This window comes from Aurantimonas sp. 22II-16-19i, assembly GCF_002088275.1.
Taxonomy (GTDB): Bacteria; Pseudomonadota; Alphaproteobacteria; order Rhizobiales; family Rhizobiaceae; genus Jiella.
The window spans coordinates 50,426-63,323 of record NZ_AQQS01000003.1 but is presented as its reverse complement, the minus strand read 5'-3'; the positions used below and the strand labels follow the sequence as shown (position 1 = coordinate 63,323).

The 12,898-nt window shown below is 68.1% G+C and carries 13 protein-coding genes and 1 pseudogene; 11 read left to right on the top strand and 3 right to left on the bottom strand.

Annotated features, from left to right (window positions below):
* Positions 1-7: 7 nt before the first annotated feature.
* The 9 genes and pseudogenes from ATO4_RS27610 (at position 8) to ATO4_RS04555 (ending at position 7,076) form a co-directional block, all read left to right on the top strand.
* Positions 8-169 carry a hypothetical protein gene (locus ATO4_RS27610; RefSeq protein WP_176222858.1) on the top strand — a complete coding sequence of 54 codons (162 nt, stop codon included), beginning with the start codon at positions 8-10 and terminating at the stop codon, positions 167-169.
* Positions 166-729: an elongation factor P gene (gene efp / locus ATO4_RS04590; protein ID WP_083590243.1), complete on the top strand. Its 564-nt coding sequence runs from the start codon at positions 166-168 to the stop codon at positions 727-729. Before ATO4_RS27610 ends, efp begins: the two co-directional genes overlap by 4 nt.
* A 71-nt stretch (positions 730-800) precedes the next feature.
* Positions 801-1,640 (top strand): inositol monophosphatase family protein, encoded by an 840-nt coding sequence (locus tag ATO4_RS04585; RefSeq protein WP_083590242.1) that lies wholly within the window; start codon positions 801-803, stop codon positions 1,638-1,640.
* Positions 1,641-1,849: 209 nt separating this feature from the next.
* Positions 1,850-2,878 (top strand): annotated as a pseudogene (locus tag ATO4_RS04580) (flagellar motor protein MotA); the annotation flags it as partial.
* Positions 2,879-3,013: 135 nt separating this feature from the next.
* Positions 3,014-4,042, top strand: a complete 1,029-nt coding sequence (locus tag ATO4_RS04575; RefSeq protein WP_083590241.1) for a peptidoglycan -binding protein — start codon at positions 3,014-3,016, stop codon at positions 4,040-4,042.
* 97 nt (positions 4,043-4,139) lie between these two features.
* On the top strand, positions 4,140-4,502 hold the full coding sequence (locus ATO4_RS04570) for a DUF393 domain-containing protein (protein ID WP_083590369.1): 363 nt from the start codon (positions 4,140-4,142) through the stop codon (positions 4,500-4,502).
* Entirely contained in the window at positions 4,499-4,993 is a 495-nt protein-coding gene (locus ATO4_RS04565; protein ID WP_083590240.1) for a DUF427 domain-containing protein, read from the top strand. The genes ATO4_RS04570 and ATO4_RS04565 overlap by 4 nt, the downstream gene beginning before the upstream one ends.
* Before the next feature lie 239 nt (positions 4,994-5,232).
* Positions 5,233-6,492 carry a PQQ-dependent sugar dehydrogenase gene (locus ATO4_RS04560; protein WP_083590239.1) on the top strand — a complete coding sequence of 420 codons (1,260 nt, stop codon included), beginning with the start codon at positions 5,233-5,235 and terminating at the stop codon, positions 6,490-6,492.
* 248 nt (positions 6,493-6,740) lie between these two features.
* On the top strand, positions 6,741-7,076 hold the full coding sequence (locus ATO4_RS04555) for a cytochrome c (RefSeq protein ID WP_083590238.1): 336 nt from the start codon (positions 6,741-6,743) through the stop codon (positions 7,074-7,076).
* Positions 7,077-7,225: 149 nt separating this feature from the next.
* Here ATO4_RS04555 and ATO4_RS04550 read toward each other — a convergent pair whose 3' ends face one another.
* Both ATO4_RS04550 and ATO4_RS04545 read right to left on the bottom strand, forming a co-directional pair.
* A complete protein-coding gene (locus ATO4_RS04550; protein WP_083590368.1) occupies positions 7,226-7,636 on the bottom strand; it encodes a hypothetical protein in 411 nt (136 codons plus the stop codon).
* A 301-nt stretch (positions 7,637-7,937) separates the two neighbouring features.
* On the bottom strand, positions 7,938-9,746 hold the full coding sequence (locus ATO4_RS04545) for an ABC transporter transmembrane domain-containing protein (RefSeq protein WP_245308570.1): 1,809 nt from the start codon (positions 9,744-9,746) through the stop codon (positions 7,938-7,940).
* Positions 9,747-9,960: 214 nt separating this feature from the next.
* Between ATO4_RS04545 and rpmE the strand changes: the two genes are divergently transcribed.
* Positions 9,961-10,182 carry a 50S ribosomal protein L31 gene (gene rpmE / locus ATO4_RS04540; RefSeq protein ID WP_083590367.1) on the top strand — a complete coding sequence of 74 codons (222 nt, stop codon included), beginning with the start codon at positions 9,961-9,963 and terminating at the stop codon, positions 10,180-10,182.
* Positions 10,183-10,336: 154 nt separating this feature from the next.
* Here rpmE and ATO4_RS04535 read toward each other — a convergent pair whose 3' ends face one another.
* Entirely contained in the window at positions 10,337-11,230 is an 894-nt protein-coding gene (locus tag ATO4_RS04535; RefSeq protein ID WP_083590236.1) for a DMT family transporter, read from the bottom strand.
* A gap of 341 nt (positions 11,231-11,571) precedes the next feature.
* On the opposite strand from ATO4_RS04535, the gene ATO4_RS04530 reads away from it, so the two are divergent.
* Positions 11,572-12,864 (top strand): adenylosuccinate synthase, encoded by a 1,293-nt coding sequence (locus tag ATO4_RS04530; RefSeq protein ID WP_083590235.1) that lies wholly within the window; start codon positions 11,572-11,574, stop codon positions 12,862-12,864.
* The last annotated feature ends 34 nt before the right edge of the window (positions 12,865-12,898 follow it).

Genomic DNA, 12,898 nt, shown 5'->3' with positions numbered 1-12,898 from the left:
TATGGTCTTGAGCGCCGACCTGCCCATGGGCGCGATGGCCGGAACATCGGCAGCCCGGCGCGGTCCGCATTCGGGCGCGCCGCTGCGGCAACAGATCGACGAACATGATGTCTGGCCGGCAGTCGCGCGCGGCCGCACCAGCTTTGAGAGAATCCGAGAGATCCGATGAAGATCAACGGCAATGAAATCCGCCCCGGCAACGTGATCGAGCACGATGGCGGGCTCTGGGTCGCGGTCAAGACCGCTCATGTGAAGCCCGGCAAGGGCGGCGCCTTTGCGCAGGTCGAGCTGAAGAACCTGATCGACGGCACCAAGCTGAACGAGCGCTTCCGCTCGTCCGAGACCGTCGAGCGCATTCGACTCGAGCAGAAGGACTACCAGTATCTCTACGCCGAGGGCGAGATGCTGGTGTTCATGGACAACGAGACCTACGAGCAGCTGGAACTGCAGCAGGACTTCGTCGGCGAGCGCTCGGCCTTCCTGCAGGACGGCATGATGGTGACGGTGGAAAGTCACGAGGACCGGCCGATCGGCATCAAGCTGCCCGACCAGGTGGTGCTGACCATCGTCGAGGCCGACCCGGTGGTGAAGGGCCAGACGGCGACGTCGTCCTACAAGCCCGCGGTGATGGAGAACGGCGTGCGCGTGATGGTGCCGCCCTTCATCGAGGCCGGTGAGAAGATCCTCGTCGACACAAACGAAATCACCTATCTGCGCCGCGCCGACTGAGGCGATCCGCCGAAACGCGCCGCCGCCATGACGGCGGCGTGTCGGTTCGACGACATTTCTGAAAGGTCAAGATGGCCCGTTCCGCACTGCTCAACGTCATGACGCAGGCCGCCATGAAGGCCGGCCGCTCGCTGATCCGCGACTTCGGCGAGGTGCAGAACCTGCAGGTCTCGGTGAAGGGCCCGGCCGACTTCGTCTCCAACGCCGATACAAGGGCCGAGGAGATCGTCTTCCGCGAACTGTCGCGCGTTCGGCCCGACTGGGGCTTCCTGATGGAGGAGCGCGGCGAGATCGAGGGCAAGGATCCGCAGCATCGCTGGATCGTCGATCCGCTCGACGGCACCACCAACTTCCTCCATGGCATCCCGAACTTCGCCGTCTCGATCGGCCTCGAGCGCGACGGCCAGATCGTCGCCGGGGTGATCTTCAACCCGGCGCAGGACGAGCTCTACGTCGCCGAGAAGGGCGGCGGCGCCTATGTCAACGACCGGCGCATCCGGGTGTCGGCGCGCAACCGCCTGCCCGAGAGCCTGTTCGGCACCGGGACGCCGTTCCTCGGCCATGGCGACCACGCCGGCTATCTCTACGAGCTGCGGCAGGTGATCGCCGAATCCGCCGGCATCCGCCGCTTCGGCGCCGCCTCGCTGGACCTCGCCTATGTCGCCGCCGGCCGTCTCGACGGCTACTGGGAGAAGGGGCTGAAGCCCTGGGACGTCGCCGCCGGGTCGATCCTGGTGCGCGAGGCGGGCGGCTTCGTCACCGGCATGACCGGCGGCAAGTTCGACCACATGGTCGGCGACATCGCCTGCGGCAACGAGCAGATCCACAAGGCGCTCGTCGGGCTGCTGGGCCAGGCGGCCAAGAAGCGCGCGGCGGCGCGCGCGGCGGACGAGGGCATCGACGGCAGGTAGGGTCGCCGCATCCGCAGGCTGCAGCGATGCCGGTCATTTTGGATGCTGACGTTTCCATTCGGGCCGATCTTGAATATGGTTTTTCTCGCTGGATATGGACCGCCAGTCAGAATCGCTTGGGTGTGTCGGCGCATCGGTGCCGGCGAATGCGGGGCGCGCAAGCAGATGGACTTTCCCTGACGGGCCAAAGAGTTGAGTGAAAGCTTAAGATGCAGGTCTTCGACGCGCCGAGCGAAAAGACGGGGAGACCGGTCGATTTCGATCCGAACCGGCTGTCGAGTCCGCTCGTCTTCCTCTGGTCCATGCTGGTGTTCCTGGCGCTCGCCGGCTTCGTCGCGGCGATCCTCGGCCGGCAGATCTCCACCGCCTTCACCACCAATCCCGGCCTCAACGGCCTGATCGTCGGCGTCCTCGGCGTCGGCATCTTCCTCGCGCTCCTGCAGGTCTGGCGGCTGTCGCGCGAAGTGCGGTGGGTCAACGCCTATCGCGACGGCTCGGCCGAGTTCGACAAGCTGAAGGACCCGGTCCTGCTCGCGCCGATGCGGGCGCTGATCGGCCGGCGGCGGTCGATCTCGCTGTCGACCATGTCGACGCGCTCGATCCTCGATTCCATCGCGACGCGCCTCGACGAGACGCGCGACATCGCCCGCTACCTCATCGGCCTCCTGGTGTTTCTCGGCCTGCTCGGCACCTTCTGGGGCCTGTTGCGGACCATCGGCTCGATCGGCACGACGATCCAGGGGCTGGATCCCGCCTCGGGCGATACCAATGCGGTGCTGAATTCGCTGAAGGCCGGTCTGTCGGCGCCGCTGGCAGGCATGGGCACGGCGTTCTCCTCCTCGCTCTTCGGCCTGTCGGGCTCGCTGGTGCTCGGTTTTCTCGACCTGCAGATCGGCCGGGCGCAGAACCGTTTCTACACCGAGCTGGAGAACTGGCTGTCATCGGTCACCGACGTCGGGTCCGACATGGTGCTGCCGGCGGCGGCCGCCCCGGCGGGCGGCGGGCGTGACGGCACCGACGAGTTGCGGCTGCTGTCGGACAAGCTGAACAAGATGATCACCGATCAGAGCGCCAATCCGCGCACCAGCGCGGCCATGGCCAATCTGGCCGAGAGCATCCAGGGCCTCGTCCAGCACATGCGCTCCGAGCAGCAGCTCTTGCGCGACTTCGTCGAGAGCCAGGCCGACGAGCAGCGGGAAATGCGTCTCGTCCTCGACAAGCTGGCCGGCCAGATCGGCTCCGACAGGCCGGTCGCCGCGGCCGGGCATGGGCCAGGACAAGGAACGGGACAGGGGCCGGGGCAGGTGGCGGGGCAGGCGGGCGACGCCGAGGCAGCGCCGCCGCCGCGGGCCGCACGGGAGAGCTGACGCGCCATGGCCTTGTCCAGGAACCGCCGCAGCGAACGCACGATCGACTACTGGCCGGGCTTCGTCGACGCCCTGTCGACGCTGCTCTTGGCGATCATGTTCCTGCTCTCGGTCTTCGTCCTGGCGCAGTTCCTGCTCAGCCGGGAGATCACCGGCAAGGACGCGGTGCTCGATCGGCTGAACAGCCAGATCAACGAGCTGACCCAGCTTCTGGCGCTCGAGCGCTCGTCGTCCCAGGACTACCAGGACCAGATCGCGACCCTGCGCGCTTCGCTCGCCGATGCCGAGGACGCACGGACGAGGCTGCAGCAGGCGCTGGATTCCGGCAGCGGTTCGGCGACTGCGGCGAACGAGCAGGTGAGCGACCTCGAGACCGCGCTCGACGACCAGAAGGCGCTCTCCCAGCGGGCCCGATCGCAGATCGAGCTCCTCAACCAGCAGCTCTCGGCGCTGCGCCAGCAGATCGCCGCGCTGGAAAACGCGCTGGAAGCCTCCGAGAGCCGTGACGAGCAGAGCCAGACCAAGATCGCCGATCTCGGCCGGCGGCTGAACGTCGCCTTGGCGCAGAGGGTGCAGGAGCTGTCGCGCTACCGCTCGGACTTCTTCGGCCGGTTGCGCGAGATCCTGTCCGACCGCGACAACATCCGGGTCGTCGGCGACCGCTTCGTCTTCCAGTCGGAGGTGCTGTTTGCGTCCGGATCGGATGTGCTGCAGCCCGAAGGCATGGCGGAGATGGCCAAGCTCGCGGATGCGATCAACGAGCTGGTCAAGGAGATCCCCTCGGACATCAACTGGATCATCCGCGTCGACGGCCATACGGACAACATCCCGATCACCGGGGGGCGCTACGAGGACAACTGGGAGCTCTCCAGCAACCGCGCCGATGCGGTCGTGCGCTTCCTGATCGACGAGGGCGTACCGCCGACCCGCCTCGCCGCCACCGGCTTCGGCGAGTTCCAGCCGCTGGAGGAGGGCGACAGCCCGGAGGCGCGGGCTCGCAACCGCCGCATCGAGTTCAAGCTGACAGAGCGGTGAGGCTGCGGGGCGGTGAGGGGCGGGGGCGGCGCCTTGTCGCGGCCCCGGCGACGACGGCGGTGATGATGCCGGCCCGCCGGCACCCCATATGACGACCATGAGCGAACTGATCGTCTGGCATGACGGATCATGCCCCCTTTGCCGGCGCGAGATCGCGCTGATGCGCCGGCTCGACCGGCGTGGCGCGATCACCTTCGTCGACGCCACCAGCGCCGAGGATTCATCCTGTCCGGTCGACAGGGCCGATCTCCTGGCGCGGTTCCATGCCAGCGAGGACGGCAAACTGCTTTCCGGCGCCGCCGCCTTCGCGGCCATGTGGCGCCAGATCCCCATGCTGCGCCCCCTCGGGCTGGCGGCCCGTTCGCCCGCCGTGCTGGCGCTGCTCGAACGCGGCTATCGCCGGTTCCTGCGCATCCGGCCGCGGCTGCAACGCTTCGTCGCCAGGGCGGGTGCCGCGTGAGGCCGCGGCCGGATCCCGCGCTTCCCGGCCAGGAGAGTGTCTGGGGCTATCCCCGGCCGGCGATCGCCGAGGCGAGCCCCGCGCATGTCGTCATCGAGCATGCGGGCCGCATCGTCGCCGACACGAGAGCCAGCATCCGGACGCTCGAGACCAGCCATCCGCCGAGCTACTACATCCCCAGGGCCGACATCGCGCCGGGCCTCCTGCGCCGCACGGCTGGAACCTCGTTCTGCGAGTGGAAGGGCGCGGCGGTCTATTACGACGTCGTCATCGGCGACATCGTCCTTGCGCGTGTCGGCTGGAGCTACCCCCATCCAAGCCCGGCCTTCGCCGCGCTTCGCGATCATGTCGCCTTCTACGCGGCGCCCTTCGAGCGCTGCAGCGTCGACGGCGAGACCGTGGTGCCGCAGCCGGGCGAATTCTACGGCGGCTGGATCACTTCTAAGCTTGCCGGACCGTTCAAGGGCGTTCCGGGCAGCCGCCTGTGGTGAAGCGGGAGCCGCTGGAATTTTGCTGCGACACAGTGGCGTCCCGCTCGACGAGGCAAACCGTTGCGCGGCGAACGACTTGCGGCGTTGCGCCCTGTCCCTGGCGCAGGCTGGGGGGCTGGCGAGGCATCGCGCTGCGCTTCAGGCATGATTGACGGCCGCAACGGTCGGTGACAGCATCCCTTCCGCAGGGGCAACAGCCCCGAAGAAAGACCGCGTCACAAGCGCGGCAGGGAGGAACGATGACCAAGATGCTGATGAGCACGGTGGCCGCGCTCGGCCTCGTGGCGGCTTCGCATGCGTTTGCCCAGTCCGGCGACGACAACATGACGAAGCTGCAGGGCATGCAGTCGACCGGCACCTCGATGGACTTCCGAACCATCGAGCAGACCGGCGACTATGCGGACCAGCTCCGCAAGAATCTGGAGGAGATCAAGCTGCCGGCCGGCTTCAAGATCGAACTCTACGCGGTGGTGCCGGACGCCCGCCACATCGCCGTCGGGCCGCAGGGGGTCGCGACCTTCGTCGGCACCCGCAAGCAGAACGTCTGGGTGGTGACCGACCGCGACAAGAACCGCGTCGCCGACGAGGTCAAGCAGCTGGCCCCGTCGATTTCGTTCACCATTCCCAACGGCGTCTGCTTCTCCAAGGACGGCTTCCTCTTCGTCGCCGAGCAGAACCGCGTCCTGGTGATGCCCGCGGCGGAGTTCTTCTACGAGAGCCCGGACGTCGCCGTCGGCGAGGTCGTTGCGCAGGGCAAGCTGATCCCGGCCTCGGAGGAATCCTTCAACCACACGGCCCGCGTCTGCCGCGTCGGGCCGGACAACAAGCTCTACGTCTCCCTCGGCCAGCCCTTCAACGTGCCGCCCGAGGACAAGATGGACCTCTATGCCAGGGAAGGCATCGGCGGCATCATCCGCATGGATCGTGACGGCAAGAACCGCGAGGTCTTCGCCACCGGGGTCCGCAACTCCGTCGGCATGCAGTTCAATCCGGCCAATGGCGATCTCTGGTTCACCGACAACCAGGTGGACGGCATGGGCGACGACATCCCGCCGGGCGAGCTCAACCGCGCGACGGGAGCCGGACAGAACTTCGGCTTCCCCTGGTATGGCGGCGGCGACGTCAGGACCGAGGAATACAAGGCCTCCGAACCGCCGGCCGGGGCCGTCATGCCGCAGGTTCAGATGGCCGCCCACGCCGCCGATCTCGGCATGGACTTCTATGCCGGCAACAGCTTTCCGGCGAAGTATCGGGGCGGCATCTTCTCGGCCCAGCACGGCTCGTGGAACCGCACCGAACCGGTGGGCGCGCGGGTGATGTTCACGCCGGTGAACGACGACGGCACGGCCGGCGAGACGGAGGCCTTCGCCTCGGGCTGGCTGACGGCCAGCGGCGAATATATCGGCCGGCCGGTCGACGTCGCGACGATGAAGGACGGCTCGCTGCTCGTCTCGGACGATCTCGCCGGGGCGCTCTACCGGATCTCCTACGAGCGCTAGGGCATGATCCCGAAAAGTGGGAACCGGTTTTCGGGAAAGATCATGCGCAAACGGTAAGACAGAGCGAGATGATGAGCGGAGCTCATCTCATCCCGCTCTAGCCCTTCCGAAACGATCCGGCGGCGCGACACCCGCGCCGCCGGTTCTCCTCCCGCAACCGGATCGCTGAAACCCGCCTCCTGTCGCCGCTGGCGGGTGGACGGCGGCCCCTGCGCTCCCGCCACGTGACCATCGCCGAAGGACAGGGAATGAACGGTTTTGCATCGAGGGCCGCCGCGCTGGCGCTGATCTTGGGTCTGACGGTGCCGGGAGCGGCCGCCGACGTCGCCGCCGGCAAGGCGAAGGCCGGCGAGTGCACGCCCTGCCATGGGGCCAACGGCCTCGCGGTGGCGCCGGACGCGCCCAATCTCGCCGGCGACAGCGTCTACTATCTGACGGCGCAGCTGAAGGCGTTTCGCGGCGGGGAGCGCCGCCACGAGCAGATGTCGATCATCGCCAAGGGCCTCAGCGACGAGGACATCGCCGATCTCGCTGCCTGGTTCTCGGCCATCGCAGTGACGGCGACGCCGCCGAAGGTGAAGTGAGCCTCGACGGCGGCGAGCGGGCCGCACCGCCGGCCGGCGCGTAACGGGACCGGCACGACGTGCCGGCCCCCGACGATAACTTAGCCGAATGACGGTGTCGGCGCAGGGGGGCGCCGACCCGTCCGCCGCCCCCTCCGCCGCCCGCCGGATCAGTTGGCGGTGATGGTCGCCGTCACGAGCTTGCCGTCGACGCGGATCGGGCCGTCTTCCTTGGCGCCGAGCGTATATTCGAAGACGCCCGTTTCCTGGCCGCCGGCCTCGGAATGGACCATCAGCATGAGCATGTCGCCCGACGCGACGTCCTCGGTGAGTTCGGCCGAAACGTTCTCGTTCACGCCCTCCGTCAGTGGCGCGTGGCCGACGACGGGGCCCGGCTTCATCTCCGCATCGGTGCGGTGGACGACGAGCCAGCCGTTTTCGGGCGCAGTGACGGACGTCGCCATGACCGAACCGCCGGAGACGTCCTGATCGGAGGCGGTGACGCCCGGCGTCATGCCTTGCGCGAGGGCCGCGCCAGTGAGGCTGGCGGTGGCGACGAGGGCGATGGTGATGCGTTTCATGAACAATCCTTCCGTTTTGGCGAACGTTGCGTTCGTCAAAAGATACGGATTGCATTCGATCCGGATGGCCGGTTCACGACGCTGTCAGATGCTTCGCCGCGCCGATGACAATTGGGTCAGGGCGGCGGATTATCGCGGTCCGTAAGTTGCCGGTACGATCGAGCCGGTGGTCTCGCGCCGTTTCACGGCGTCGTCAGCGCCGCGACGGCCCGCCCGTCGCGACCCTCGTCCGTCCCGTCGATGGGCGAGCGGCAAGCCCCTCGCGGGCTTGCCCGGCACGATTGACCGGGCATCGCGGCGGCTACTCCGCCGCGTCGTCCAGCCGGCCGGCCTCGAACTGGAGCTTGGCGAGGCGGGCATAGATGCCGCCCTTGGCGATCAGGCTCTGATGGTTGCCTTCTTCGGCGAGGCGTCCCTCGTTCAGCACCAGGATGCGGTCGGCCTTCAAGACTGTCGACAGCCGGTGGGCGATGACGAGGGTGGTGCGCCCGACCATCAGCTTGTCGAGCGCCTTCTGGACCAGGACCTCGCTCTCGGCGTCGAGGGCGGAGGTCGCCTCGTCGAGGAGCAGGATCGGGGCGTCGCGCAGGAGCGCTCTGGCGATGGCGATGCGCTGGCGCTGGCCGCCGGACAGCGTCACGCCGCGCTCGCCGAGGAGGGTTCCGTAGCCTTCGGGCAGGGCGCTGACGAAGCCGTCGGCGAGCGCCTGGCGGGCCGCTGCGACGATGGCCTCGTCGCAGGCGGAGGGGTCGCCGAAGGCGATGTTGTCGCGGGCCGAGGCGGCGAAGATCGTGGTGTCCTGGGGGACGAGGGCGATCCGGGTGCGCAGGTCGACGGGATCGGCTGCGGTGAGGTCGACGCCGTCGACGCGGATGCGGCCGCCGGTCGGGTCGTAGAAGCGCTCGAGCAGCGCGAAGATGGTCGACTTGCCGGCGCCGGACGGGCCGACGATCGCCACCGTCTCGCCGGGCTCGATGGTGAAGGACAGGCCGTTCAGCGTCGGCATGTCCGGGCGCGAGGGATAGGAGAAGGCGACCTCCTCGAAGGCGACGCGGCCGGTGGCGGGGGCAGGCAGGGCGGCGGGGCTCGCCGGCGCGACGATCACCGGCTCCTCGGCGAGAAGCTCCGACAGCCGCTCGGCGGCGCCGGCGGCAAGGGCGAGTTCGCCCCAGACCTCGGAGAGCTGGCCGAGGGCGCCGGCGGCGAACACGGCATAGAGCAGGAACTGGCTGAGGGTGCCGGGGGACAGCGAGCCGGCATTGACGCGGGCGGCGCCGATCCACAGGACGGCGACGACGGAGGCGAAGATCAGGAAGATGGCGATGGCGGTGAGCAGCGCCCGCGCCTTGATCGACGCGCGGGCCGCGCCGAAGGCCTCGTCAACCGTGGCGCCGAAGCGGTTCGTCACCGCGCGCTCGGAGGTGAAGGCCTGGACCGTGCGCATCGCGCCGATGGCCTCGGAGGCATAGGCGGTGGCCAGCGCCAGCGTGTCCTGGGCGTGGCGCGAGCGGCGCCGGACGCCCCGGCCGAAGGCGACGAGCGGCAGGACGATGAAGGGGATCGCGGCAATGACGATGAGGGAGAGCGCCGGGCTCGTCGCCACCATCATGGCGAGGGCGCCGAGGAACAGGATGGCGTTGCGCAGGAACAGCGACGCGGTGGAGCCGACGGCGGCCTTCACCTGCGTGGTGTCGGCGGCGAGGCGCGAGACGATCTCGCCCGAATCGGCGGTGTCGTAGAAGGTCGGCGACAGCTTCGTCAGATGCGAGAAGACATCCTTGCGCAGATCGGCGACGACCCGCTCGCCGAGGGTGATGACGAAGAAGTAGCGGCCGGCGCTGGCCAGGGCGAGGACCGCCGCGAGCACCATCAGCATGCCGAAATAGGCGTTGATCAGCCCGCTGTCGGCCTCGATGAAGCCGTGATCGATGACCCGCCGCACCGCCAGCGGCAGCGACAGCGTGGTGAGCGCCGCAAGCGCCAGGAAGAAGCAGGCGCCGACCACCATCGCCCTGTGGCGCGCGAGATAGGGAACGAGCCTGCCGAGCGGCTTGAGGTTGCGGCGCGCCTTGGCGCTCGCTGCGGGGGCCGTCTGGTGGTCGTCGGGCACGAAAAACTCCGTCGTCCTGTTCAAGGAGCCGGACGCAAGCAGCGTTCCGGACCTTGTGCCGGCCCCGCGCCTCATGTATAGGCTCGAACCCGATTTTGGAAGCGATCAAAGCTTTTCGATCCCCGCGACATCGCGACGGCCCTGGGTACCAAACCTCGGGCCTGACGGTGTATTGGGGATTTTCTGGCGAAAGAAGTTCGAGGACACCGGCGCGATGAAGAAAGACATCCATCCCGAGTACCATTCCATCACCGTGGTGATGACCAATGGTACCGAGTATCAGACCCGCTCCACCTGGGGCTCCGAGGGCGACAAGCTCAACCTCGACATCGATCCGACCAGCCATCCGGCCTGGACCGGCGGCAACCAGCAGCTGATGGACCGCGGCGGCCGCGTCTCGCGCTTCAAGAAGCGCTACGAGGGCCTCGGCATCTGAGGCCGGCGACGGGACGCCGAGGCGTCCGCTCGCCGCACGCATCGCCGGCAACGGCAGGAATGAGGAAGGGCCGGATGCGATCGTCGCGTCCGGCCCTTCTGCTTGTCCGACTGGCCGTTTCGGGCCTTCCTCGTCTGCCTTCGGTGCCCGCCCGTCAGGCGAGGCCGCGCCGGGCGCCCCGCTCTGCCAGCGTGATGCCGCCGAGGACGCAGGCCAGCGCCACGATGTGGAACGGGTGGAGCACCTCGCCGACGATGACGACCGCGAGCAGCGCGCCGAAGACCGGGACGAGATTGATGAACAGGTTGGCCCGGTTCGGCCCGATCATCTCGACGCCGCGGATGTAGAGCGACTGGGCGATCAGCGACGGGAAGATCACCGTGTAGAGCGCCGCCGCGGCGCCCTGCAGGTCCGGCAGGCGCGTCAGGCCGAGGGCGAGCTCGATGCCGGCAAAGACGATCGAGATCGCCAGCGAGGCGAAGGAGAGGACGAAGATCGTCGACAGCCAGTGGATCGGCGGCTTGAATCTCAGGGCCACCGTGTAGCCGCCGTAGAACAGCACCGCGAGCATCATCAAGGCGTCGCCGCGATTGAGGTCCAGCGACAGGAGCGTCGTCAGGTCGCCGTTCGCCGTGGTCACCGCGACGCCGACCAGCGTCACCGCGAAGCCGACGATCTGCAGCCAGGCGACACGCGTCCGGAACAGGATGAAATTGGCGAGGAACACCACCAGCGGCATCGCCGACTGCTCGATGGTGATGTTGATGGCGGTGGTGAAATTGGCCGCGAGATAGAAGATCGCGTTGAACGAGGCGAAGCCGACGGCGCCGAGCAGCGACAGGTAGACGAGGCGGGGGCGGATGAGCGGCCAGTCGCGCCTGACATGGGGCAGGGCGAAGGGCGCGACGATCAGCGTGGCCAGGAACCAGCGCACCAGCGTCAGCAGCATCGGCGAGATGTGGCCGGCGGCCATCTTGCCCGCGATGGCATTGCCGGCCCACAGAAGCGCGACGGTCGTCAGAATGAGATAGGGATGGACGCGCGGCATATCTCTCCCGATCGCCGGCGCCGGCTTCCTCGGGAACGCCGGGAAGCGGTCGCGGCCGGTTTCGTCCTCTAGTCGGGATTGCCGGCAAACGCCAGAGCCGCTTATGGTCGCCAGCGTCGCTCCGGCTCCTCACGCGCGGCTGGCTTGCGCGGGGAATGCCCCGGCGGCGACAATTTTACCGGCTTTATGGACAGACGGGGGCGCAACACGTTACAGCGCTGCTAAAAGTCCGTGCCGTCACGCTCGACGACCGTCCGACCTATCAACATTCGGCGCCATCGATCGCCGACAGCGATCCGGCACGGCAGCGTCGCGGCGGATCGATTTTCATGAGGAAGTCTATGGGAAACGTCGTCGTCATCGGTTCGCAGTGGGGTGACGAGGGGAAGGGCAAGATCGTCGACTGGCTCTCGGAGCGGGCCGACGTGGTCGTGCGGTTCCAGGGCGGCCACAATGCCGGCCACACGCTGGTGGTCGACGGCGTGTCCTACAAGCTGTCGCTGCTTCCCTCGGGCGTCGTGCGCTCGGGCAAGCTGTCGGTCATCGGCAACGGCGTCGTCTTCGACCCGCACGCCTTCGTCGCCGAGCGCAAGCGGCTGCAGGACCAGGGCGTCAGCGTCGACCCCTCGACCTTGAGAATCGCCGACAACGCCGCGCTGATCCTGTCGCTGCACCGGGAACTCGACGCGACCCGCGAGAATTCCGCCTCCGGCACCAAGATCGGCACGACCGGCCGGGGCATCGGCCCCGCCTATGAGGACAAGGTCGGCCGCCGGGCGATCCGGGTGATGGATCTCGCCCATCCGGAGGGGCTGCCGGAGCGCATCGAGCGCCTGCTGGCGCACCACAATGCGCTGCGCCGCGGCCTCGGCCTCGCCGAAATCGACCCCGCGGCGATCCTTGAGGAACTGACCTCGGTGGCGGGCGAGATCGTGCCCTTCATGGACCGGGTCTGGCGGCTCCTCGACGAGCGCCGCAAGGCCGGGGCGCGCATCCTCTTCGAGGGCGCGCAAGGCACGCTGCTCGACATCGACCACGGCACCTATCCCTTCGTCACCTCCTCCAACACCGTCGCCGGCCAGGCCGCGGCCGGCTCGGGCCTCGGGCCTGGCAGCCTCGGCTTCGTCCTCGGCATCACCAAGGCCTACACGACGCGGGTGGGCGAGGGGCCGTTCCCGAGCGAGCAGGACAACGAGGTCGGCCAGTTCCTCGGCGAGAAGGGCCGGGAGTTCGGCACCGTCACCGGCCGCAAGCGCCGCTGCGGCTGGTTCGACGCTGTGCTGGTCCGGCAGGCCGTGGCGATCAACGGGATCGACGGGCTGGCGCTGACCAAGCTGGACGTGCTGGACGGCCTCGAGGAAATCAAGGTCGTCACCGGCTACCGGCTGGATGGCGAGACGATCGACTATCTGCCGGCAAGTCTTTCCGAGCAACAGCGCGTCGAGCCGATCTACGAAAGCTTCGAGGGATGGCAGGCGACCACCGCCGGCGCGCGCAGCTGGAGCGAGTTGCCGGCGCAGGCGATCAAATATGTCAGACACATAGAGGAGCTGGTGCAGGCACCGGTGACGCTGTTGTCGACATCGCCCGAGCGCGAGGACACGATACTTGTTCGCGATCCGTTTCAGGACTAGTGTCGCGTTCGCAGGGACTTAATCCACCACGACA

Coding starts and splice junctions, on each gene's coding strand:
- ATO4_RS04560 (WP_083590239.1), top strand. CDS start 5,233: ATGACCAAGATGCTGATGAGCACGGTGGCCGCGCTCGGCCTCGTGGCG.
- ATO4_RS04555 (WP_083590238.1), top strand. CDS start 6,741: ATGAACGGTTTTGCATCGAGGGCCGCCGCGCTGGCGCTGATCTTGGGT.
- efp (WP_083590243.1), top strand. CDS start 166: ATGAAGATCAACGGCAATGAAATCCGCCCCGGCAACGTGATCGAGCAC.
- ATO4_RS04550 (WP_083590368.1), bottom strand. CDS start 7,636: ATGAAACGCATCACCATCGCCCTCGTCGCCACCGCCAGCCTCACTGGC.
- ATO4_RS04585 (WP_083590242.1), top strand. CDS start 801: ATGGCCCGTTCCGCACTGCTCAACGTCATGACGCAGGCCGCCATGAAG.
- ATO4_RS04535 (WP_083590236.1), bottom strand. CDS start 11,230: ATGCCGCGCGTCCATCCCTATCTCATTCTGACGACCGTCGCGCTTCTG.
- ATO4_RS04570 (WP_083590369.1), top strand. CDS start 4,140: ATGAGCGAACTGATCGTCTGGCATGACGGATCATGCCCCCTTTGCCGG.
- rpmE (WP_083590367.1), top strand. CDS start 9,961: ATGAAGAAAGACATCCATCCCGAGTACCATTCCATCACCGTGGTGATG.
- ATO4_RS04530 (WP_083590235.1), top strand. CDS start 11,572: ATGGGAAACGTCGTCGTCATCGGTTCGCAGTGGGGTGACGAGGGGAAG.
- ATO4_RS04575 (WP_083590241.1), top strand. CDS start 3,014: ATGGCCTTGTCCAGGAACCGCCGCAGCGAACGCACGATCGACTACTGG.